We start from the raw sequence: 23896 nt of genomic DNA on the forward strand, positions 1-23896 counted from the left end.
CCTTCCTCCAATACCTGAAGCGCTTCTACTTTTACTTCAATGGGAAACCTCTTCTGACCCATAAAAATACTCCCCTTTCGATCAACAGATTTTTTTCATCTGTCTACCGAAAGAGGAGCATATCAAAAGCTAGTTTTGTCTCAAGCTCTTTTCTTTACTGAGCTGTATCAAGGAGCATCTCAACAATCAGATCGATTTGACCCTTGACCGCAATCGGATCATAGCGGTAAAACGTATCAAAATCGTTATAAAATAACGTCTCATTTTGGACGGCATCAAGACTGTTCCAGACGGCCGAGTTTTGCAGCTCAGCAAGCGCCTCGCCTTTTTTCTCCGGATCATACGTTGTTAAAAACATATAATCGGCTGCATACTCCGGTAAAACTTCAAGCGAAATCTGTCCCGTCCCGCTCTCTTCGACTTCCGCTTTGATTTTCTCCTGCATCTTCAGCCCTAACGCATAATAGACGGCTTGACCCGCTCGTCCCGCATTCTCGCCAAATATCCACAAGTCGCCTTTATCCGTCAGCTCATAAAGGCCAAATGTCGCATCTTCCTCAATGACACCCGCCAAACGCTCACGACCTTCTGCCGCGGCTTGTTCAAATTCTTCGAGGAACTGCTCCCCCTGCTCCGGGTCGCCGACCACATCGGCGAACAGCTTGACTGTCTCTTCGATATTGGTCGCCGTGCCATACGGGATATGAATCGTCGGCGCGATTTTTGCTAACTCCTCATAGTTATCATCATACATGACGACAATGAGATCAGGCTGTAATTCCAACGTTTTTTCAGGATTTACCGGATAGCCGACTTCCACAGCTTCCGTTAAATAGTCTGTCAAAAAAGGGTTATCAAATGTCGACGGCTCCACCCCAACAACATTTCCACCAACGGCAAGAAGCTCCCCTCCGTAATAATCTGTGACAATTCGTTGCGGCGCGCTCGGGATCTCCACCGGGCCTTTTACCGTTTCAAAGCTGCGCATCCCGCTGTCAGCAGCCGGGCCTTCTACTTCCTCCCCAGCCCCGGCCTGAGGCTGTTCCATCTCTTCATTGCCGCAAGCCACAACGAGCATGGCCAGCAGCAGGAATAAAGCAAGCTGTATGATACGCTTCATTCTCCTAACTCCTCCTCCAATAAACGATAATGGTTATCATTATCAATAATTGTAGCAATCTCTCTACGGATTCGTCAATCCTAAAAAAATTCGCGGGATTGCAACACTCGCGGAGAAGAAAAGGTTTTTCCTTCGCGCAATATCTTGTAGAATAAGAACTAGCTTAACGGAGGAGGAGTTTAATCATCCCATGAGTGAATTATCGTCATCACCTTTCATTAGAACGATTCAGCAAATCGTTCACCATCGCTTCTTTACAGGAACGATTATTACGTTAATTATGATTAATGCGATTATCGTCGGGTTGGAAACATATCCGGCTTTATACGGCCAATATAAAGAGCTGTTTTTTGCCATTGATTATGTTTTATTATGGATTTTTACGATCGAAATCCTCATGCGTTTGCTGGCGGCCAGACCGACTTCCTCTTTTTTCAAAAACAGCTGGAATTGGTTTGATCTGATCATCGTCGCCTCCAGCCACATTTTTATCGGTGCCCACTTCATTACGGTGCTGCGGATTCTCCGCGTCCTCCGGGTGCTTCGGGCGATTTCCGTCATCCCGTCACTGCGCCGGTTGGTCGATGCTTTGCTGCTGACGATTCCGTCTCTCGGGAACATTATGATTCTGATGGGAATTATTTTCTATATTTTTGCCGTGATGGGAACGATGCTCTTTGCTTCGATCGCTCCAGAGTATTTCGGCAATCTTCAGCTGTCGCTGTTAACGCTCTTTCAGGTCGTAACGCTTGAATCGTGGGCCAGCGGCGTCATGCGGCCAATTTTTGCGGAAGCATGGTGGTCATGGATTTACTTTGTCCTCTTTATCCTTGTCGGGACGTTTGTCATCTTCAACCTCTTTATCGGGGTGATTGTCAACAATGTCGAAAAAGCAAACGAAGAAGAAAAAAACGCAGAAACAAGCAGCGAACTGACAGCCCTCCGCCAGGAAGTCGCCGAATTAAAAACAATGCTGCAAGCATTAACGAAGGAGAAGAGAAAGTAGAAGAGGCTGTGTCGAACGACACAGCCTTCAAGCAACGAGTGGAGTCTGCGCAAGGGTTTTAAAGCTAGAAGGAAAGCGGGTTTCTTTCCTTCTAGCTGCGCGCAGTACGGAACCGTTGCCATCCTTGAGTTTGACTCATTCGAAGAAGCGGCAATGGCTTCGCTCCTGCCCGTCTGCCAGAAGAAACCCACTTCTGGCAGACTTTAAAACCTTGCAGCGGCTTCGCACATTGCTTTTAAGAGGGTGTCCTGAAGGACATCCTCTTATTGCACCGTCTCCCCTGCTCCGGCGAAGAATTCTTCGTAGAGGGCGCGTACGGCACGGTCGGCATCCTCCTGATGGACGCCCAGCACGAGGCTGACTTCGGAGGAGCCTTGGTTGATCATCTCAATGTTGACGTTTGCCCGTGCCAACGCTGCTGTTGCCCGGGCGGAGACACCGACGGTATTATGCATTCCTTCCCCGACGATCATCACCATCGCAAAATCCTTTTCGACATACACATCATCAACACAAAGCTCTTCGCGAATCCGCTTGATGATGCGCGCTTCCATTTCAGGTGTCAACTGATTCTGACGGAGGATAACGGACGTATCATCAATCCCGGAAGGAATATGCTCATAGGACAGACATTCATCCTCCAAAATTTGCAGCAGCTTGCGTCCAAAGCCGACTTCCCGGTTCATCAGATACTTGCGGACATAAATCGTGGAGAAGCCTTCATCGGCCGCGATGCCGATCACCGGATTCAAAAAGTATTCCCGCTCTGAAATAATCATCGTACCGGACGAAGCTGGATTATTCGTATTTTTCACACATACCGGAATCCGTTTGCGGAAGGCTGGAATGAGCGCCTCATCATGAAAGACGGAAAATCCGGCATAGGACAGCTCGCGCATTTCACGATAGGTCATCCGCTTAATTTTGACTGGATTGGCGACAACATTCGGATTGGCCGCGAACACCGAATCTACATCGGTGAAATTTTCATAAAGCTCAGCCTCCACTCCCGCTGCAAGAATCGAGCCGGTAATGTCCGAACCGCCGCGCGGAAATGTGACCAGCTTCCCTTCCTTCGAGTAACCGAAAAAGCCGGGAAATACAATGATTTCTTTCGTATCAGCCAGCTTCGACAGATGGTCGAATGCTTCCGGCAACACCTGGGCATTGCCCGGCTCGTCACTGACATATAAGCCGGCATCCTGCGGATTTAAATAAACCGCATTCAGACCGAGACTTTGAAAATAATTGGCGATCAATTTCGCATTATTGTCTTCTCCGCTCGCCTTAATTAAATCGATAAACGATTCCGGCTGATTCCGATCAAATTCTAGCCGTTTTCTTAAATCAGCTTCGATTGTCGCTACAATATCATCGCCCAATCCTAGTCCTGTCGCAATGTCCGCATAGCGAGCCACGACAGCCTCCAGCGCATTTTCCGTATCCCCTTGGCTTAAAGCCTCCTCAGCAAGACGAATAAGCAGATCCGTTACCTTTGTATCAGCACTGCTCCGCTTTCCTGGAGCTGAAACGACGACAATTTTCCGCTCTTTATCAGCAGCAACGATATCGGCTACTTTCTTTATTTGCTCCGCGCTCGCAACAGAGGTACCCCCAAATTTTGCTACTTTCATGTTTGCTCTCCAGCTCCTTATTTCAACATTTCTCTCTACTATCAGTTATTAGAACATTCCAACTATACCATATGTAGATTATCCCGAAAAGACCCACATAACCGATTTTTGCAAGAGATCCAAGGCTCACTGGGCATGAGTGGGGATGACATCTTTCTTCCATACGATTAGCTCTTCTGGGTGGAGGATACGTAGCCATCTCTACTGAAAGATTGCAATCAAAAACGGCTTTCGTTCAGTTGCCAGCTCCTGATCCGTACAGCTTGATTCGCTAAGATAGGATAAGTGCCGGGCTTGGGCGAGCGTTGTTTCTTCCAGATTATTGGTCAAATCGGCTTGATCAAAACAAGCAGGGGCGCTGTATACCTTTTTTGTATGATCAATGACAACCCTTGCATCCTCTGGCGGACCGACAGATATTGGAATCACAAAACCGAGAATGAGCAACACAACAGCTCCACCTATTAACATGATTGTCCCTTTTTTCATAGTAAACCTACTTTCTTGTCTCTTTTTCCCTTTGTAGTGTAATATGGAGGAAGCGTCAATGCAATACTATTGACTTACTTAGCCGTCTTTCTTACTATTTGAATATTGGGTAGAAAAAAAGCGAGGAACCATAAGCTAGGTCTAGATAGAAAACATGAATTTTCAGGAGTGATGAGTAGATGAAACGTTCGTTACCACCAAAGGCTGAGCGTCATCGTCACTTTGGTTCTGTCGATCCGATTGTCGGCAGCAAACCAACGGACAAAGAGAAGATGCCAGACCTTCAAAATAAACCAGATGATTTTTATTTTCCGATTCAACAAGTTGGCATTTCCAACGTTAAATACCCAGTGATGATTGAAGCGGAGCTTGCGCCGACGACGCAAACCACAACAGCGGAGTTCGCGATGACAACAAGCCTCGAGCAGGACTTTAAAGGAATTAATATGAGCCGTTTAACCGAACAGCTCCATCTCTTTTTCCAAACTCACCTGCTATCAGTTGAAACGCTGCGTGAATTTACAGCGATTTTGGCGAAGGAAATGAAACAGACGAGTTCGAACGTTCGCGTGACGTTTCCGTGGTTCTTTACGAAATCAAGTCCCGCCCTGCAAAAGGAAGGGATGGCTCACGCCGACGTGACATACGATGTCACCTATGACGAAAAAGAAGGCTATCAATCGAAGATCACCTTAACCGCCGCTGTCACGACGCTCTGCCCGTGCTCGAAGGAGATCAGCGAGTACAGTGCACATAATCAGCGTGGTTTTGTGACGATGACAGTGACGGTGGATGAGACATTTGATGCTGACTGGAAAAAGGTTTTATTAGAAGCGGCGGAAACAAATGCCAGCTCGATTCTCTATCCAGTGCTGAAGCGTCCTGATGAAAAGGCCGTAACCGAGCACGCTTATGAAAACCCGCGCTTTGTCGAAGATTTGGCCCGCCTTGTCGCTGCCGACCTTTATGAGCATGAGGCGGTACAAGCTTTTGAAATCGAATGCCGCAATGAAGAATCAATCCATCAGCATGACGCGATTGCCCGCTTATCGTTTGCGAAATAACACTTCTCGATAGAAGTGGTGCGAGTAAATGAAATGAAGGGGTGGGAAAAGGTTGTTCTCTTACCTTTTCCCACCCCCAAACTAATGAGCGGAACCGTCACGATCTTTTATCTCACAACGGACTTGCGGCGCGTGAAGCCATGTCGACTCCATGCATACTATCTAGTCTTGACTCGTCTCACCTATGTGTGGAATGACGTTTGCCGCTACCTTGCTCAAGACAGTTTCTGCTTTCCATCCTTCATTACCCATTCGACATTCAGCAATGCTTCACTGTCCGCCTGAACATTTCCCCGAACTGCCACAATATCCGCTTTCTTTCCTGCATGTAATGATCCGATGCTATTTTCCATTTCGCACAGCTCAGCAGCACGCGATGTAATTCCTTGTAATGCTTTTTCAAGCGGTTCGCCAATGTTCTCCAGGAAGATGACATCCTTTGCCAGTTCCCCATGTGTCGCATCCGTTCCAACCGCATAGCGAACCCCTGATTGAAGCAGCCTTTTATGGGTGTCGAGCACCTCTTCTTTATTGCGCTGGAAGCTGAGAGCGACGCTGTGCGGGACCGTATTCCATCTGTCCTGATGAAAGAAGATGCTCGGCGTTAACACGACCCAGCGACTTTGTTTTATCATCTCTTCAATTTGACGATCGTCAGCAAAATAGGCGTGTTCGATCACATCGACTCCTTCCGTGATGCAGTCGGTCAGCCCTTTTCCACCGATCGCATGCGCCGCGACTTTCTTTCCGACCTGATGAGCTTCCTCGACGGCGACGCGGATTTCGGCCGCTGTCATATAAGAAGGAAGGAACTCTCCTTTCCGTATGGTATCCGTCGTGAAAATTTTAATAAAATCAGCTCCATGAAGCAGGTTTTCACGGACGGCCGTTCTAATTTGCTCGACGCCGTTAAAAACCGTACCTACAGAGCCGTGCGCATGGCTTGCTTTAATCCCGCGTGTACACGTCACAATTCGCGGCCCCTCGACGATCCCCTGCTCAACCGCCTCCTTCAGGTACACATCAATGAAATTTTTATCGCCGAGACAACGGGACGTCGTAATGCCGCTGGCAAGATCGATTTTCATATTTTCAATGCCGCGTAGTAGTAAGAGCGGGTCCGGATCGTTCATCAATTGCGGGTGGTTTTCAAGCTGTGGTGAGAGCGAGAGATGATCGTGGGCATCGATAAAGCCCGGTAAAAGCGTGCAGCCGTCCAGATCGATGACTTCCCTGCCCTCAGGAATTTCAATCTCGCCAAATTTAAGCTCAATAATCGTATCACCTTCAACCGTCAGCACCGGGTCCCGCGTAAACGTTCCGTCTATACTATCAAACAGCCAGCTCGCTTTAATGTACATGGGCATCGACTTCATTCCTCTTTTTCAATTCCGTTTTCAGCCAAGTAAAATATGCTTCGAGCGACTCTCTGAAGTCAGCAGAGGGCTTGTAGCCGATCTGTTCCTTATAATTGGAGACAAGCGGCCCCCTGATTGGTGCCTGAAGCACGAATGGCTCAGCCCCTTCGCCGACATTGATGTTGCTGGCGGGGCATTTTTGCTGAAGAAACTCAATGATTTCCTGGTTGGCGTATAATTGTTCACTGCTTAAATGCACGCATGGAGGTGCCTCATCTGTTTCGAGCAGGCGGACGATCCCTTCCGTCACATCATCGACATACGTGAAATTGGCGATGAAATCCCGGCCCGAGCGCTCCTCTAATTGATTTTCAGTCAGAACTTTATACGTATAATAGGCAATCGGGCCATTGCTCCAGCGCGGCTCTTTGACTGTCGGTAAGGGGCCGAATACCCAGGAGACGCGAATGTTGATCGTTTCCATTCCATAATTCACACGGTAGCAATGCAGCAGCTCCTCACTTAAGCGCTTCGTCGTCGCGTACGTATTCATCGGCGTCGCCGGCACCGTTTCATCAATTGGATCCGTTGACGTTTGTTTCCCGAAGACCGAACCGGAGCCAATATAAATGAACTTTTGAACTTGGTGGATTCTCGCCAGCTCCAATAAGCTTAATGTGCCGATTGTGTTCGTCTCCACCGCATCTGTAGGATTAGCTTTGCAATACATTCCATTTAGATTGGCTGCCGCATGGATGATCGCATCAAAGCGATGCTTCGCAAAAAGAGCGGTAACGGTAAAATGGTTCGTCACATCGCCTTGTTCAAATTCGATCGAATCACTACCGGTAAAGAAATCCGTATCCCGGTCAATCGTTTTATCAAACAGAACAACGTGATGCCCTTCCTGCGCCAGCCTTTTTACCGCATTCGCTCCAATCAGACCAAATCCTCCCGTAACCAAAATCTTCATTCGCCCAGCTCCTCTCTCTGTAAACGTTTTTTATTTCGCCGCCTGTTCAAAATCATCGCAGATTTGTTGAAAAATAGCCGTATAGTCAATACCTCCCCCGTAGTGATCCACCAATCGGGCAAACATTTCTTCTATTTTCCGTAAAAGCGGCAATTCGAGCCCTTCCTCCCGCGCTTTATCGACAGCAAGACGGACATCCTTCAGCAGCAGCTCCGCTTTAAAGCTTGGAGAGTAATCTCCGGCGATCATTCCAGCTGCCTTATGCTCCAAATGCCAGCAGTTCGCTCCTCCTGACTGTAAAACATCGCGGACATGGTAAAGGTCGAGTCCCTCCTTTTTGGCAACCGCCAGCGCTTCACTCATTGTTGTCACCGTGCCAGCGACCATGATTTGATTGCATATTTTCGTTGTTTGCCCGGCGCCGCTTCCTCCCATATACATGACCCTTCCACCTAATACATCAAGGATATCCTTTACTTCAGAAAAATAATGACGCTCTCCCCCAACCATAATTGATAAAGTGCCTGCTTCCGCCCCGACGCGGCCGCCGCTCACCGGGGCATCGATAAAGCCGACTCCTTTTTCCTGAAAAGCATGATGGATTTCTTTTGTGACATTGGGTGAGATACTGCTCATATCAATCACGATCGTACCCGGTGCCACATAGTGAATCACCGCCTCAGCACCGTCTGTTAAAGCCGTTTTGACATGAGGGGAATTCGGAAGCATTGTAATCACAATCTCATTTCCTTCGATCAGCTGTTCAACCGTTTTTGCTCTTTTCGCACCTTGTCTGATCAACTCCTCAACCGGCTGTTCCACCAAGTCAAAAACGGTAACATCATAACCGGCTCGAACTAAATTACCTGCCATTGGTTTTCCCATAATTCCCAACCCGATAAACGCGATTTTCTTCATGCCGTCTCTCCTTGTCTCTTCGTTTTACAGAAGAAGGCCAGAAGTCACAAACTGCTCACTTCCAGCCTTTTTCTTCTTATCGCAATTCGTTACTCCGCCGCCCGAATCCGTTCGACGAGGTCCGGAGCCCACTCCCCTTGAAACTGCTCGACAATATTGCTTTCCTCCAATTTCTTGGCAAACGCATCACGGTCCACGTCATCAATTATCGTCGTTCCATCGTCGATAATCAGCTGTCTGTAAATTTCCTCGTTTTCTTTGACGAGCTGCTTCTGATAGGTCCCCGCTTCTTCAATCGCTTCAACGACTTGTGCCTGCATCTCTTCCGGGAAGCTTTCAAACGTATCATTGTTGATGACAACGACCATCGGGGCGATTAAATGCTGGGTCGTCATCACATAATTTTGCACCTCATGCAGCTTTGACGTATAAATCATATCGAGCGGATTTTCCTGCCCGTCAACAGTTTTTTGCTCCAGCGCGACGTACAATTGATCAAATGCCATCGGCGTCGGATTGGCGCCAAGGATTTTCCATGCTTCCACGACTAATGGAATTTCAGGAACCCGCAGCTTCATTCCATTTAAATCGTCCGGTGTCCGGATTTCCGTATTGGCCGTCAAGTTTCGCGGTCCGCGGTGCCAGTAATCCAAAATGCGCGAATTAAGGGACTCATTGATTGCCGCATTAATTTCATCGCCGACTTCTCCATCAAGCACGCGATCTAAATGGTCGGTATCTTTAATTAAAAACGGCAATGACAACCCGCTGTATTCCGGGGCGAACATTCCAAATATCGCATCGCCGGTGATAACCATATCAACGGTTTGCAGCGACATTCCCTCAAGCAAGTCGCGTTCCCCGCCGAGCTGGGCATTGGCGAAAATGTTGACCGTCAGCTCTCCACCTGTTCTTTCCTCAATCAGTTCCTTGAACTTCTGTGCTCCTAAATCCGTCTCACTGTCAGTCGCGTTAATATAGCCGATATCGATCGAGTAACTGCCGCCGCCTTCCGCCGGTGCTTCCTCTCCCTGATCCCCGGCATCTGCACCCGGGTCTGCTTCCGTCTGAGTGTCGGAGCTTCCCCCGCATGCAGTGAGCAAGAATGCAAAGAGCAAGGCCATTACAGTAAAGAAAAATTTCGCTTTCATCATTAACCCTCCTTAAAATGTACGATCAACAAGGAATAAGAGCCGTGAGATGACTTCACAAAATCTGGCACCCCTCCTTTCAGTAGCGTCTATTTTTTATAGAAGGCTTGGCAGCCAAAGACTAATCACCGGTAAGAACGTTAAAATGAGCAGGTTAATAATCAAGACGAGTAAGAAAGGCAGAATCCCTTTCGTAATTTCTTCGAGCGTAATCCCGGCGATCCGGCTTGAGATGAACAAGTTGACCCCAACTGGCGGTGTCACCATCCCCATCGCTAAATTGACGATCATAATAATCCCGAAGTGGACCGGGTCGACGTCAAACGTTAGCGCAACCGGCAAGAGAATCGGCGCTAATATAATAATCGCTGCGCTCGTCTCAAAGAACATGCCGATAAAAAAGAGAAACAGATTGACAAGAAGCAGGAAGATGACTTTACTTGTCGTGAAATCGGTAATGAGCGAAGCCGCTTGCTGTGGAATCATCCCCTTCGTCATAATCCAGCCAAACAGTCCGGCCGCTGAAACAATGATCATAATAATGGCTGATAAGACGGCCGATTCCCCGAGGATTGGCAGGAGATCCTTTATTTTAATTTCTTTGTAAATCCATAAGCCGACGATCAGAGCGTAAGCGACTGAAACGGCCGCAGCTTCTGTCGGTGTGAAGATTCCTCCGTAAATCCCGCCTAAAATAATGACGGGCATCAGCAAGGCCAGTGTCGACTCCTTCAGAGCGATCCATTTATCCTTCCATGTCGTTTTCACATCATTCGGATAGCCTTTCATTTTGGCAAGGATCGTAACGGTAATCACAAGCAGCAGTCCGATAATCAGCCCGGGGACAATCCCGGCGAGAAACATCGCGCCAATCGATGTTCCGGTTGACACCCCGTAGAGAATCATCGGAATACTCGGTGGAATAATGACGCCCAGTTCACCGGAAACGGCCTGGGAAGCGGCGGCAAAGCGCTTGCTGTAGCCTTTTTTGATCATCGCCGGAATAAGGATCGCCCCTAAAGCGGCAACCGTCGCCGCACTGGAGCCGGAAATCGCGCCAAAAAGCATCGAGGCGACGATTGTCACGACAGCCAATCCACCAGACATATGCCCAATAAACGCTGATGCCAGGTTGACGAGGCGGCGTGAAATTCCCCCGGTCCCCATGATTTTTCCGGCTAATACGAAAAAGGGCACCGCCAACAGCGCAAAGGAATCAATCGAGGTAAACATCCGCTGTATCAACAATTCATACGGTAAATTCCCGTCAATGAGAATCGCCACAATGGAAGAAAGACCAAGGGAAAAGGCGATCGGCACACTCAGCAGCATCAGCACAAGCAAAGTGATAAACATAAAGAGCGCCATCTTACTCCCCCCTTTCTTCTACTTGAAACGTTCGAATTAACACGCTGAATACGTTCAGTAAGATGAGGAGTCCACCGACCGGAATGGCTGCATACGGGATCCACATCGGGAGCCGCAATGCTGTTGATCGCTGAACGGCGACTTCCTGTACCATGCTGAAGCCGTAAATGATTAAATAGAGACAAAAAACAATCGAGAAAAAGAGAACGACAACTCTGAAGGCCTTTTCGATTTTTTCCGGAATGAGCTGCATAATCGCCTCAACAGAGATCAGCTCCCGTCTGCCTGCCGCGATGCTCGCCCCGAGAAAAACAGACCAGATGCTAATATATTTCGTCGCCTCTTCTGTCCAGCTCAATGATTGATTGAGCGCATAACGGTAAAAGACTTGCGTACAAATAAAAATCGTCATCACACCAAGTAAAATCCCGACAAAGATCAGCATCCATTTATTCAGTCGCTCCATAAAACTGACATACGGTTTGAACAACTGCATCTTCACCACTCCCCTTCTCTGAATTCTCCTAAAGGTTCAATTTACCGCCAAAAAGAAAGCGCTTACTTTTATTAAAATGCTATACACTACCATACTACTTGTATCTATATGCGCCTCTGGACAAAATCTTTCAATAAATCTATTCGCCTGATAAAAGACCTTTAGGAGTAAGAAGACTATGGTGCTTCTACCATTTCCATTCTGGCATCATTCATCTGACTGGTCTTTCATCCAGGTTATGCGCTGACGATCGGCTTTTGGTAGCGCGATACCCGCTTCGACATATCTTCACGATCAAACACTTCCGGGCGTAAGGCGGTCCCAAGACCAGGGCCCTCCAACGGGTAGACATAGCCGTCCTTGACGAGAGGAACTTCTGTGACGAGCTCCTTGTACCAGCCTGAATAGAAAGCGCGCACGCATTCCTGGACAAAGGCATTCGGTGCATTAATCGTCAAATGAACATCGACGGCAAAGGAGACCGGACCAACGCAGTCGTGCGGTGTAACGGGAACTTCATATGTCTCAGCGAGCGTCGCGATCCGTTTTCCTTCTGAAATCCCTCCGGTAAAGGTTGGATCATAAATGATCACCCCTGCTGCGTTCCGTTCTAAAATATCACGGAAGGCCCAGCGCGTTCCGAGCGTTTCGCTCGCTGCCGTCCGCACGCGTGTCGAACGGGCAAACTCCTGCAACGCATCAAGATTATCCATATTAATCGGGTCTTCATACCAAAATGGCTCAAATTCCTCCAACGCTTGCGCGATCTGCTTCGCTGTCGGCAAATCCCATAACGAGTGCAGCTCGACCATAATTTCGATTTTGTTGCCGACCCGTTCCCGTATTTGTCTAAAAGGTTCAAGCGCTTTGTTCAAATCGGCCGGCGAAATATAACGCCCTTTCGTTGCTTCCGCATATAAATCGAACGGCCAGATTTTCATTCCCATAAACCCTTCCTCAACTAGGCTTTCGGCTAAGTCACCGGCATGATAGAGAAAGCCGTCCAGATCCTCATATGGCCCTTGCGCATCACCTACTCCCCAATTATCAACAGGCAGGCTGGCATGCTTTGGGCGCTTACGCGTGTAATGATAGCCGGCACACGTATTGTAGGCTTTGATTTTCTCGCGGCATTTTCCGCCAAGCAGCTGGTAGATTGGCTGCTTTGTTACTTGCCCGAAAATATCCCACAGCGCGATATCCAACGCAGACCGCCCGCGGTTTTCCACCCCCGTGCTGCGGGAGCCGATAAATCCCACCATTGCCTGCCAATGCCGTTCAATCGCCAGCGGGTCTTCTCCAAGCAATACAGGAGCGCCTGATTCATGAATCCAGGCTTCCACCGCTTCTGCGGCAAAATACGTTTCCCCAAGTCCAATATGACCTTGATCGGTGTGAACCTGGACAAAACAAATATTCGGAAACTCTTCTAAACGGATCGTTTCGATCTGAGTAATTTTCATCTTTTCCACCACTTTCTTTTTTATTTAATAGTTTGCTTGCAAATCAACCTGATTTTTTAACGGTTTATTTGCAAGGAAGTTCGCGACATTGTCAAGCACAATCCGAAACACTTTCTCCATATAATGATCGGAATTTCCGGCAATGTGGGGCGTGAGAAAGACATGCTCCATCTCCCACAATGGACTTTCGGGCCCAAGTGGCTCCTTTTCAAATACGTCCAGCGCCGCGCCGCCGATTTGGCCGCTTTCCAGCGCGGTGATTAAATCCGCTTCCTTCACAACATGGCCCCGCGCCAAATTGATGAAAAAGCAATCCCGCGGCATCGCAGTAAAATGCTCCTGACGGATAAAATGCTTCGTCCGAGGGGTCAATGGCAGCAGGACAATGACAAATGAGCTTTCCGGTAAGAGCGTCTCCCATTGTTCCTCTTTAACGATGCGATCAAAGTGCGGCTTGCTTGCGCCTCCGCGGCTAACCCCATTGACGTTCATCCCGAACACCTGGCACATCTCGGCAATCGCCGAGCCGATCGCGCCGGCACCGACAATCGTTACCGTTTTTCCGGCTAACTCTCCACCGATAAACCCGCCTTCCCATTGATGCTTTTTCTGCAGCCCCCGATAGTGTAATAGCTTGCGGGTATGGGCGAGCATCATTCCGAGCGCGTATTCTCCCATTTGTGAGCCGTGAATTCCTTTTGCGTTTGTCACGGTAATTCCTCGTTCCGCAATTTTCGCAAACGGAATATTTTCGACGCCGGCGGTCGTGAGCTGAAGCCATTTCAGCCTCGGTGCCTTTTCGATCGACTCCGGGTTGAAGTTCAAATGATCAGACAACACAATGTCAGCCTCTTCTAAATAAGGCTGCGCCTCCCTTTCTGAGTGACAGTGACAAATTGTGATCTCAGGATAGCTCTCTCTTAATTCATTCAATTGTTTTTCCGGAATGTTGATCGTTGTTACGAGTTTCATAAGTCCCTCCCTCAACGCTACTTGATTAGATTTCCGTTCTCGTCAAACGTCCAGGAGACAGCTGTCTCTCCCACCTCCATTTGGGCATGCCCTGCCGCCTCGTTGACTAAATTTTCAGAAATTAAAATTTGGTCAAGCTCGAGTGTATTTTTAATGCGGACCACTTTTACATCGTTTATCTTTCTTCGCCCGGCCGTCCGGATCGCTGTTACAATCGCTTTCTGATCAGTGGCGAGCATAACCGGCAGCTTGGCGCCGTTAATTTCGACCGCCGTCGTTGAATTAGCATACAGCGCGGCAAAATCGATGTTTTCGACCGTCCTGACGGTCGTATAGTCCGCCAAACCAATTCCGGAGGCGTTGCCTTTTGTTTCTTTCGTCAAATTCAGCACGACAATTTTATTGATCGGCGGGGCATCAAACACTAATGACTGATTACAGGAGGAACGCCCGATAATATTCGAGTCCATCCCGCTGCCGCTTATGTTCTTCCCGATTTCATCCACGATCAGCACATCGATTTCCTTACACAGCAGCTTCGGCATCAGCCGCTTCGCTTCCGCTAGCAGCTCTTTTTCCCTGCCGGGCAGCTGGTCTTTTAACACGATTTCGATATGGGCCGTTTCGTGAAATGAATTTTCAATAATGCCAACACCATACAGAAACGGCGTATGCTCAATAATATGACGGCCTACTGCCGGTATCAGCTCAGCGAAGTCTCCCATCCCTCCTTTATGAAGATAGCTCGCTCCTTTATGCTTGCCGAGGCCAATGCCAAGCATCTTCATGATACCGCTTTCAATTCCACCTTTAAAATCAGTATGCGGCTTAATTCTCGCAATGACGATGATTCCCTCCGCTTCTTCATACGCCAACCGATCAAAGTAAACCTCAACGTCGCCAAAGGCTTTGCCGAGGTAGACCGTCTCCATGCTCGCCCTGACCGGGGCGCCGACTTCCGCTTCCGTAATGCCGTAGCCTGCTAAAATTTTCGCCTGACCCTCGGCTTTTCCCGCGCCATGACTTCCCATGGCCGGCACAATAAACGGCTCAGCCCCCAATGCTTTTAATTCGGTAATGGTCGCTTTGACAATCGCCTGCAAGTTTGTAATGCCCCTGCTGCCGACTCCGACCGCAATTTTCATCCCCGGCTTGATCTTTGTCGCCAGCTGCTTTCGCTGAGACTCCGTGTGCATCAGTGCCGGAATCGCCTGCGCCTCTATTTTCGTCCTGGCAAACTTTTGCCTTGCCGGATACATCGCAGGTAATTCCAGCTCAAATCCGCCTTCCAGTTGAAACTCTTCAATTTTCAGCTCCATCTGTTAACTCCTTTCTATGACGTAGTCGACCAGCTTCATCAGTACCTATGATTTCGAAAAAAATTCAGTATATGTCTCCTTGTACAGTTCAATGATTTCTACTGTGCTCTCTTTAATATGCTTGCTCAATTGAAACTGGGCCAGCTCGACATCCTTTGCGATGACTGCATTCAAAATTTCTTCATGCTCTTCAATCAGTTTGCTCGTCTTTCTCGTCGCCAGCAAACTGAGATAACGGACGCGATCAAGATGCAGCTTTTCTGCCTGAATAACGGACCAGACATTTTGATAGCCGCTCATTTCAATCAGCTTCTCATGATAATTTTCATCAAAGTAATAGAAAGTTTCGCGCCCTTTTTCATCCTGGAATTCTTTTTGTTTGGCAATCAGCGCCCTTAATGCGGTGATATCATCCTGATTCAGCCGGGCAATGCTTTGGCGAAGAGCGGCGCATTCTAACGATTCCCTGACGAAGAGTGATTCTTTCACTTTATCAATGTCGATATAGGAAACGAACGTCCCTCTTTGCGGATAAATTTCCAGCAGCCCTTTTTCGGAAAGTCTAATGAACGCTTCTCTAATCGGCGTTCTACTCACATCGAGCATCGCCGACAGCTCTTTCTCCGATAAGCGTTGCCCCGGCAAAAATTCCAGCGAAATAATCGCTTCTTTGATTCCTTCGTATACTTGGGAATGGATCGATTTCGTTTTATCAATGGTTAGTTTCATTAGGATCACCTTTCATACTAATATGGTAGTATGTTATTTTTTATGCCAAGAAAGTTTCCGCTTTAAATGAATTTTCCGATTCATGCAAAAAAAGCCTGGAACAAAGGTAGGTTCACCTTTTCCCAGGCTAACAGCAAGACGCAGGAGGAAGCCTTTTCACGGCTTCCATCTCTCACTTCGTTCTAGTTTATTTTTTCTGAATTACTTTTTCCCTGACACAAGTCGATTTCTCAGCCCACCTATTTCTTTTAATTAACATTCCATTACTGCTCCGGCACCAAGTGGGCCTCCCGTTAAAATCATTTACTATATAGGCGTTGCGCAGCTTTTTCCTTAAACTCAATCCGACGACGATGCAAAATTGGTTCTGTGTAACCGCTTGGCTGTTCTTTCCCAAGGAAAATCAAATCTTTTGCTGCTTGAAAGGCAATCGACTGCTCAAAATTAGCAGACATCGGACGATACGCCGGGTCACCGGCATTTTGCTCGTCAACAACCTTTGCCATCCGCTCCAACGTTTCAATTACTTGCGCCTCCGTGCAAATCCCGTGGTGAAGCCAATTGGCAACATGCTGGCTCGAGATACGTAATGTCGCACGATCCTCCATTAATCCAATATTATTAATATCCGGTACCTTCGAGCAACCGACGCCTTGTTCAACCCAACGAACAACATAGCCCAGAATACCCTGTGCGTTGTTATCAAGCTCTGCCTGAATCTGTTCCGGGCTCCAATTTGTATCTTCCGCGAGCGGAATTGTCAGAATCTCATCTATATAATTTCCGTTTTGTATTTTTAATTCATTTTGAATCTCAACAACATTTATTTCGTGATAATGAAGCGCATGAAGCGTTGCTGCTGTAGGAGAAGGGACCCAGGCTGTATTGGCACCTGCTTTGATTTGCCCGCCTTTTTGTTCAAGCATGGCCTTCATTAAATCAGGCATTGCCCACATTCCTTTTCCAATTTGCGCCTTTCCTTGTAAACCCGCCTCCAAACCAATTTGGACATTTGATTTCTCATATGCTTGCAGCCACGCTGAAGCTTTCATATCATTTTTACGGACCATCGTTCCAGCTTCCATCGATGTATGAATTTCATCACCGGTGCGATCCAAGAAGCCTGTATTAATAAAAACAACCCGTTCTTTCACTTCATAAATACAATTCTTTAAGTTAAGGGACGTTCGCCGTTCTTCATCCATGACACCAATTTTCAAAGTAAAGCGCTCCAGCCCTAACAAATCTTCCACGCGCGCGAATAATGTATTGGCAAATGCCACTTCTTTAGAGCCGTGCATTTTTGGTTTCACGATGTAAATCGAGCCGGTTGTTGAATTCTGATACTTTCCATTTCCGAGCAGCGTATGTTTAGCGATTAAACTCGTTACAACCGCATCCAAAATTCCTTCAGGAACTTCATTTCCATCCTTATCAAGTACAGCGTTGATCGTCATCAAATGCCCGACATTACGGACAAGCATCAGCGAGCGGCCGCGAAGCGTTACTGTTCCGCCATTCGCTGTTGAATAAACCCGATCCGGATTTAATGTTCGCGTCACTGTTTTTCCAGCCTTTTCAAATGATGCTGATAAATCACCTCTCATCAAGCCAAGCCAGTTGCGATAGACGACCACTTTATCCTCTGCATCAACCGCTGTTACCGAATCTTCACAATCCATGATGGTGGTGATCGCCGCTTCGACAAGAATATCTTTCACACCGGCTTTATCCGTTTTACCGATCGGGTGACGGCGATCAATCTGAATGTCAACATGAAGACCATGATTGTTTAATAAAATCGCTGTAAGCTCACCCTCTTTTTCTTGAAAACCTCTGTATTTTTCGGCGGCTTGCAATGTCGTTTCTTCACCATTTGCCAGTGTAGCCGTAAATGCTGCACCAGCCTTGTATTCTGTCACATCGTGATGCGATCCCGTTTGAAGCGGGAATGTTTTATCAAGAAAGTCTTTTGCAAAGGCGATGACTTTATTCCCGCGCGCTTCATTGTAGGTAGCCAAGCGTTCCGCACCACCCTCTTCAGGTATCACGTCCGTACCATATAAAGCATCATACAGACTTCCCCAGCGCGCGTTCGCGGCATTGATGGCATACCGCGCATTATTCACTGGAACCACTAACTGCGGGCCAGCTTGCTGTTTAAATTCTAAATCGACATGATCCGTTCTAACTTGATAATCTTCTTTCTCAGCCTCCAGATAGTTGATGTCTTTTAAAAATTCTTTGTAAACAGCAGGATCAAAAGAGTCTCGATGCTGCTTATGCCATTGATCAATTTGCTGCTGAATTCGATCACGCTCTGCCAACAAAGCTTTATTTTCTGGTGCGAGCTCTTCAATAAGTCTCGAAAAGCCATCCCAAAACTGCTGTTGATCAACCCCGCTCTCTGGCAAAGCCTCTTGATTAATAAACTCAAATAACTCCGTCGCGACTTTTAATTGACCTACTTTTTCGTACTGTTGCATCGGTTCATCCTCCTTATTTTTGAGTGTACCCTTAATTAATCTTTTTGTTTCTTAATAGGAAACGATGTTTCTCTTTACTACAATCATAGCACACCACCCAAAGAATTTCCAATTACTTTTTCATTAATTTAAATTTTTAGACAATGGCACAAAGCAGCGTACGTGAAGCCGTTATCATTTATAGGAGGGAGGCTGAAAGTGCAAGACGTGTAACGGGCAAGCCCGCTCCCTCTTGAGTAAGCTCCCAGCCCCTTTAGGATTGGCTTTTCTAAAATCAAAGATTGGCTTACTCCGTATAGCCTAATCTCGCTGATATTTTCTTGCCAATTTCGATAATCAATTGCTGCAAATCATGTAAACGTTCCGTCGTCATTCGAAGGGTGGGACCTGAAATACTTACAGCTGCTGTCACCCTTCCGAGATGATCAAAAATCGGCGCGGCGATACAGCTAATCCCGGCTTCATTTTCCTCTATTTCAACGGCATAGCCTTGTTTGTAAATTTTCTGCAATTCTACAAGAAACGCTGCTTTGTCTGTAATTGTGTTTTCCGTATGTTTCGGTAAGCCCTGCTTTTGGATTATTGCCTCTACCTCCTGTTCAGTCAAATGGGCAAGGATCACTTTCCCGACACTCGTGCAATGAATTGGAGCTCTGCGTCCAATCTTCGAGTGCGTCCGAAGCGTTTCATTCCCTTCCAATTTCTCAATGTAATACACTTCACCTTGATCAAAGACGACCAGATGGATGACCTCATTTGTCTGACGCTCTAATTCCTCTAAATAGACACGTGCCTGACTGCGCAGATCAATGGAATCAAGCAATAATGAGCCGAGCTCCAAATATTTATAGCCTAAGCGATACTTTTTCGTCGTTTGATCTTGTTCAATAAATCCATGACTAACAAGTGTGCTCAAAATTTTGTAGATCGAGCTTTTATTTAATTCGATCTGAGATGCTAATTCCGTTACACCTAGTCCGTCTTTATTTTGACTCACTAAGCTGATAATTCTTAGTGCTCGGTCTACCGACTTAACCATACTTAACCTCCATTACGCTGCTTCATTAGTAGGGACATTATACCATAAGATAGCATCTCCGATTAGAGTACGGAGGTTGATATGGTCATTTTCCTTCGTCATCTCGTTGACATCAACCTTAGACCTTTTCTGCCTGTCTAGCCAGCTTCACTTCCACACATCTTCCCGGTGAAGGAAACAGCTTCCCGTCGTTGAGCAGGCGATCCGGGTTGAAAACCTCTCGAATATCCGTCTGGGCAGAAATTTCGTCTTCTGAGAAAATATAGCGCATCTCATTCATCTTCTCAATCCCGACACCATGTTCACCGGTGATCGAGCCGCCGACATCTGCACATACCTTCAGGCAAGCGCTTCCTACTTCTAATGCTTTTTCAGCTTGACCGGGAATCCGCGCGTCAAACAAAATGAGCGGGTGGAGATTACCGTCTCCAGCATGAAAAATATTCGCAATTCGCAAACCACTCTCTTTGCTAATTTGATTGATGCGCGTTAGCACCTCAGGCAGCTTGCTTCGGGGAATGACTCCGTCCTGGACGAGATAATCAGCGGAAATCGCCCCCATCGCGCCAAAACCCGTTTTACGATTAGCCCACCATCTGGCTCGTTCGCCCTCATCCTGCGCCACCTTCACTTCTCGAACATGATGCCGTTGACAAACGGTGAGAATATGGTCAATTTGCTCCTGGATCCCGGCAGAAATCCCGTCTACTTCGATCAAAAGAAGCGCTTCTATATCAAGCGGGTGCCCGACCGGAAAGGCAGCTGACTCAACACCTTCAATCGCCGTTTTATCCATCATTTCTAGTGCAGCCGGCACAATCCCGGCAGAAATAATATCGGAGACAGCCTGGCTCCCATCCTCAACCTTATCAAAATACGCCAGCACGGTCTGCTTTGCTTCAGGATTTTTAAGAATCCGCACCGTAATCTTCGTCACAATCCCAAGCGTCCCTTCCGAACCAGTGAATAAGCCTAGTAAATCATAGCCGGGTGCATCCGGAATGCCTCCCGCTCCAATTTCAATAATGTCTCCATTCGGCAGGACAATCTCAAGTCCAAGAATATGATTCGTTGTGACCCCGTATTTCAGACAATGAGCACCGCCGGCATTTTCAGCGACATTGCCGCCAATCGTACAGCAGGATTGACTGGAAGGATCCGGCGCATAATAATACCCTTTATCGGAGATGGAATTGGTTAGTTTAAGATTAATATAGCCCGGTTCAACAACAGCGCGCCGATTTTCTAAATCGACTTCCAAAAGCCGCTTCATTTTCACGAGACTGATAATTACTTCGCCATTTACCGGAATCGCGCCCCCACTTAGTCCTGTACCGGCTCCGCGCGCTAAAAACGGCAGCCGATGGCGTGCGCAGTAACGCACAATCGCAGCGACCTCCTCTGTCGTATTGGGAAAGACGACAGCTTTCGGCAAATGCTTATGGATCGTGAACCCGTCGCAATCATACGCTAATAAATCTTCACGTTCGTAAAGAATGGAGTAAGGACCTGGCACGAGCGCTGCCAGTTCACGAATATGGGGATCTTTTGTTTTCAGTTTACTCATTCTTTTGCCCCTCCTGCTCATCTTCTTTTTGATACGCCCAATCCAATAATTGAACGGTATGAACAACCTTTTGATTTCGTCCATATTTTTCAACGCCGATCGCCATTTGCAGCATACAGCCTGGATTTCCCATCGAAATCATTTCAACATCCTCAGGAACATTGGACATCTTTGAATCAAGCACAGCGCTTGCCATCTCAGGGTTTGTTATATTGTAGACACCCGCACTCCCACAACAACGATCCGCGTTTGCCATGTGAACCATCTCGACACCTGGAATATCGATTAATAAGTCACGCGGCTCTTGCCGAACACCTTGACCATGAGCGAGATGGCAGGCATCGTGATACGTAATTCGAGCATTCAGCTTTGCTTTTGGTTTTTGGTAGCCTGTGTCATGTAAATGCTTTGATATATCTTCTACCTTTTCAGCAAAGCGTTCCGCTCTTTCATACCATTCTGTGTCCACCTCTTTAAAAAGCTCTCCATATTCTTGAAGCATGCAGCCACAACCAGCCGCATTGACAATGACCTTATCAGCTTGCTCAAATGCTTCAATATTTTGCTTCGCCAGCTTTCGCCCCATATCACGATCCCCGGCATGGACATGCAAAGCACCACAGCACGTTTGATTTTTAGGAATCGTGACTTCGTTGCCATTTCTCGTTAGCACATTAATCGTTGCCTGATTAATATCGCTGAACATCACATCCATGACACAGCCTGTTAAAAAAGCGACCTCTTGCTTTTTTTCGCCTTTGGCAGGAATGGTTTCCTGATTTTTATAACGTTTCATCACAGGTCTGGCAATGGTCGGCATAACCGCTTCCATTTGAGCCAAATGCTTAGGCATTATTTTTGTCAAACCTGTTTTTCGAACCACTTTTTGAACGCCTGTTTTCTGATAGAGCTTCAGCAGCTGACCAAGCGAGTGAAGCCGACTTTGATGGGGAAAAATCCCTTGCAAAAACAATTTGCTTACTTGGCCCTTCCACCCTGTTAATGGCATCGCCTGGCGAATCTGCCCACGCGCCTCCTCAATTAGACCACCTACGTCAACATCAGCTGGACAAGCAGTCGTACAGGCTCGACAATCCAAACAAGCAAACACCGGATCGGAAAATTGCTCATTTACGACCAGCTTTCCTTCGGCAACCGACTTAATTAAATGAACGCGTCCGCGCGGCGAATGCTGCTCCTGACCTGTTAGTTCATAGGTCGGACATGATTCTAAACACATCCCGCAGTGAACACAATCAGCCCATTTGTTTTCATCCGGTTGATCTTTCCATAAATAATTGTTCATGCTGCTCGTGCACGGAGGCTCTTGCTTTTGCTTTCCTTCAACTGTACTCATCTTACATCCCTCCCACAAAGCGCTTAGGATTGAGAATCTTATTCGGATCAATCTTCGCTTTCATTCCTTCCAGCAGAAAGAAATACGATGGCTCCTCGCCCCATACTGAGATGTTTTTTCGAATCGACAGTGGGATATGTTTGACAATCACATAGCCGGATAATGCGGTTACTGCCTGCTGAATAGCATCGATTGCCGTGATCACATTCTTTGCCGCCCCTTTTAGCACCACTTGACTTAAACCATGCCCTAAGCCTCCATGCGCCGCAACTTCGATATGATGTGACTCCTCCAGCATATGGCAGCTGCGGATGACTTGCAGAACATCGAGGTTTTTGACGCCTATTTTTAAGATGGCTTCTGTCTCATGCTCCTCTGGTTGTCCTAAGCCATTAGGAGGAAGCTCATAAAAGCGCTTCCAAAAGTTCCTTGCATCTTCGCCTGCCAAAACCCGCGGCTCTGCGCCGGCAGGCTTAAGCTGTTTTGTAAACTCCTCCTGATAGCGGACAGAGCTCTTCACATCTTCAAAGCTAATCGCCAATGTATACCGCTCATTTCCAGTCATTGCTTTCGCAAGCGTTGGATTGAAAAGCTCAAGCGCGACCGGCTCCAATGCTGAATCCAAAAAACGAACGGCAAATTTGCGAACTTCCTCTAGCTGTTCTTGGGCAAAAGCAAGCAAAATGAGACTTTGTTCCTTCGGAATTGGGCTGAGCTTAAATGTGATTTCCGAAATCACAGCAAGCGTTCCCATTGAACCGATAAATAATTTATTCATATCATAGCCTGCAACGTTTTTGACGACTTTTCCACCTGCGCGGATCACCCTCCCATCTGGATAAATCAATTTCATTCCGATAACAGCATCCCTTGCAGACCCATAGCCAAGGCGCTTTGGTCCGCTGTCATTTGCCGCTACAATTCCACCGATCGTCGCTGAATCAGGCCAGAACGGATCAAGTGGGATCATTTGCTTATGGGCAGCGAGGTAATCCTGAATGTCTTGAAACCGAGTGCCCGCCCTTACCGTCAGTGTCATATTGCCGACAGTATGCTCGATGATCCCGGTATAGTTTTCTAATGAAAGCAGAAGATCAGATTGTGCGATCACGCCACCAAAGGCTTTTTTTGTCCCTCTACCGGCCACCGTTACGCTCTTACCATTGTCATTGGCATAGGTGAGGACGCTTACAATTTCCTGCTCTGTTTTGGGATAGACGGCCACCCGCCCTTCGTTCCCAAATAGAGTTTGTTCTTCCCCTTTTTCTTCAATCTGCTGTTCCGGCACTAGTGTTTTTAACTCCTTGAATTCTTCTGAAACAATCATGCTATCACCTCTTTTTGTTTCGTATTAGGAAACACAGTTTCTGAAATCACTCAAAAGAAG

At 47.3% G+C, this 23896-nt stretch carries 20 protein-coding genes; 2 read left to right on the forward strand and 18 right to left on the reverse strand.

What is annotated here, in order from left to right; translation table 11 throughout:
- Positions 1–154: 154 nt before the first annotated feature.
- Positions 155–1120, reverse strand: a complete 966-nt coding sequence (locus ABMB67_RS03440; protein ID WP_251223650.1) for an ABC transporter substrate-binding protein — start codon at positions 1118–1120, stop codon at positions 155–157.
- A 190-nt stretch (positions 1121–1310) separates the two neighbouring features.
- Here ABMB67_RS03440 and ABMB67_RS03445 point away from each other — a divergent pair, with 190 nt between their 5' ends.
- Complete coding sequence (locus ABMB67_RS03445; RefSeq protein WP_251223651.1) at positions 1311–2126, forward strand: ion transporter; 816 nt, start codon at positions 1311–1313, stop codon at positions 2124–2126.
- Positions 2127–2389: 263 nt separating this feature from the next.
- On the opposite strand, the gene ABMB67_RS03450 is transcribed toward ABMB67_RS03445, so the two are convergent.
- Both ABMB67_RS03450 and ABMB67_RS03455 read right to left on the reverse strand, forming a co-directional pair.
- On the reverse strand, positions 2390–3760 hold the full coding sequence (locus ABMB67_RS03450) for an aspartate kinase (RefSeq protein WP_354571125.1): 1371 nt from the start codon (positions 3758–3760) through the stop codon (positions 2390–2392).
- A gap of 201 nt (positions 3761–3961) precedes the next feature.
- Entirely contained in the window at positions 3962–4249 is a 288-nt protein-coding gene (locus ABMB67_RS03455; RefSeq protein WP_251223653.1) for a hypothetical protein, read from the reverse strand.
- Positions 4250–4428: 179 nt separating this feature from the next.
- Between ABMB67_RS03455 and folE2 the strand changes: the two genes are divergently transcribed.
- Positions 4429–5313 carry a GTP cyclohydrolase FolE2 gene (gene folE2, locus ABMB67_RS03460; RefSeq protein ID WP_251223654.1) on the forward strand — a complete coding sequence of 295 codons (885 nt, stop codon included), beginning with the start codon at positions 4429–4431 and terminating at the stop codon, positions 5311–5313.
- 215 nt (positions 5314–5528) lie between these two features.
- Here folE2 and ABMB67_RS03465 read toward each other — a convergent pair whose 3' ends face one another.
- The 15 genes from ABMB67_RS03465 to ABMB67_RS03535 all read right to left on the reverse strand — a co-directional run bounded on the left by ABMB67_RS03465 (position 5529) and on the right by ABMB67_RS03535 (position 23836).
- Complete coding sequence (locus ABMB67_RS03465) at positions 5529–6680, reverse strand: amidohydrolase family protein (RefSeq protein WP_354571126.1); 1152 nt, start codon at positions 6678–6680, stop codon at positions 5529–5531.
- The gene (locus ABMB67_RS03470) at positions 6664–7644 is read right to left on the reverse strand and encodes an NAD-dependent epimerase/dehydratase family protein (RefSeq protein ID WP_251223656.1); all 981 of its coding nucleotides are present in this window, start codon (positions 7642–7644) and stop codon (positions 6664–6666) included. Before ABMB67_RS03470 ends, ABMB67_RS03465 begins: the two co-directional genes overlap by 17 nt.
- Positions 7645–7674: 30 nt before the next feature.
- Entirely contained in the window at positions 7675–8562 is an 888-nt protein-coding gene (locus ABMB67_RS03475) for an NAD(P)-dependent oxidoreductase (protein ID WP_354571127.1), read from the reverse strand.
- An 89-nt stretch (positions 8563–8651) separates the two neighbouring features.
- On the reverse strand, positions 8652–9713 hold the full coding sequence (locus tag ABMB67_RS03480; protein WP_354571128.1) for a TRAP transporter substrate-binding protein: 1062 nt from the start codon (positions 9711–9713) through the stop codon (positions 8652–8654).
- 96 nt (positions 9714–9809) lie between these two features.
- Positions 9810–11081 carry a TRAP transporter large permease gene (locus tag ABMB67_RS03485; protein WP_354571129.1) on the reverse strand — a complete coding sequence of 424 codons (1272 nt, stop codon included), beginning with the start codon at positions 11079–11081 and terminating at the stop codon, positions 9810–9812.
- A gap of 1 nt (position 11082) precedes the next feature.
- Positions 11083–11577 (reverse strand): TRAP transporter small permease, encoded by a 495-nt coding sequence (locus ABMB67_RS03490; protein WP_251223660.1) that lies wholly within the window; start codon positions 11575–11577, stop codon positions 11083–11085.
- A gap of 236 nt (positions 11578–11813) precedes the next feature.
- Positions 11814–13040, reverse strand: a complete 1227-nt coding sequence (locus ABMB67_RS03495; RefSeq protein ID WP_251223661.1) for a mandelate racemase/muconate lactonizing enzyme family protein — start codon at positions 13038–13040, stop codon at positions 11814–11816.
- Between the two features lie 24 nt (positions 13041–13064).
- Positions 13065–14012, reverse strand: coding sequence for a D-2-hydroxyacid dehydrogenase (locus ABMB67_RS03500; protein ID WP_354571130.1), 948 nt, complete (start codon positions 14010–14012; stop codon positions 13065–13067).
- A 17-nt stretch (positions 14013–14029) separates the two neighbouring features.
- Positions 14030–15331, reverse strand: coding sequence for a nickel pincer cofactor-dependent isomerase, group 22 (locus ABMB67_RS03505; protein WP_354571131.1), 1302 nt, complete (start codon positions 15329–15331; stop codon positions 14030–14032).
- Between the two features lie 45 nt (positions 15332–15376).
- Entirely contained in the window at positions 15377–16060 is a 684-nt protein-coding gene (locus ABMB67_RS03510; protein ID WP_354571132.1) for a GntR family transcriptional regulator, read from the reverse strand.
- Positions 16061–16359: 299 nt separating this feature from the next.
- Entirely contained in the window at positions 16360–18546 is a 2187-nt protein-coding gene (locus ABMB67_RS03515; RefSeq protein ID WP_354571133.1) for a malate synthase G, read from the reverse strand.
- Positions 18547–18832: 286 nt separating this feature from the next.
- Positions 18833–19585, reverse strand: a complete 753-nt coding sequence (locus ABMB67_RS03520) for an IclR family transcriptional regulator (RefSeq protein ID WP_354571134.1) — start codon at positions 19583–19585, stop codon at positions 18833–18835.
- Between the two features lie 118 nt (positions 19586–19703).
- Positions 19704–21152: an FAD-linked oxidase C-terminal domain-containing protein gene (locus ABMB67_RS03525; protein ID WP_354571135.1), complete on the reverse strand. Its 1449-nt coding sequence runs from the start codon at positions 21150–21152 to the stop codon at positions 19704–19706.
- Positions 21145–22509: a (Fe-S)-binding protein gene (locus tag ABMB67_RS03530; protein ID WP_354571136.1), complete on the reverse strand. Its 1365-nt coding sequence runs from the start codon at positions 22507–22509 to the stop codon at positions 21145–21147. Before ABMB67_RS03530 ends, ABMB67_RS03525 begins: the two co-directional genes overlap by 8 nt.
- A gap of 1 nt (position 22510) precedes the next feature.
- Positions 22511–23836, reverse strand: coding sequence for an FAD-binding oxidoreductase (locus tag ABMB67_RS03535; protein ID WP_354571137.1), 1326 nt, complete (start codon positions 23834–23836; stop codon positions 22511–22513).
- Between the last annotated feature and the right edge of the window lie 60 nt (positions 23837–23896).

The organism is Halalkalibacter oceani (assembly GCF_040544555.1).
GTDB lineage: Bacteria > Bacillota > Bacilli > Bacillales > Bacillaceae_D > Halalkalibacter > Halalkalibacter oceani.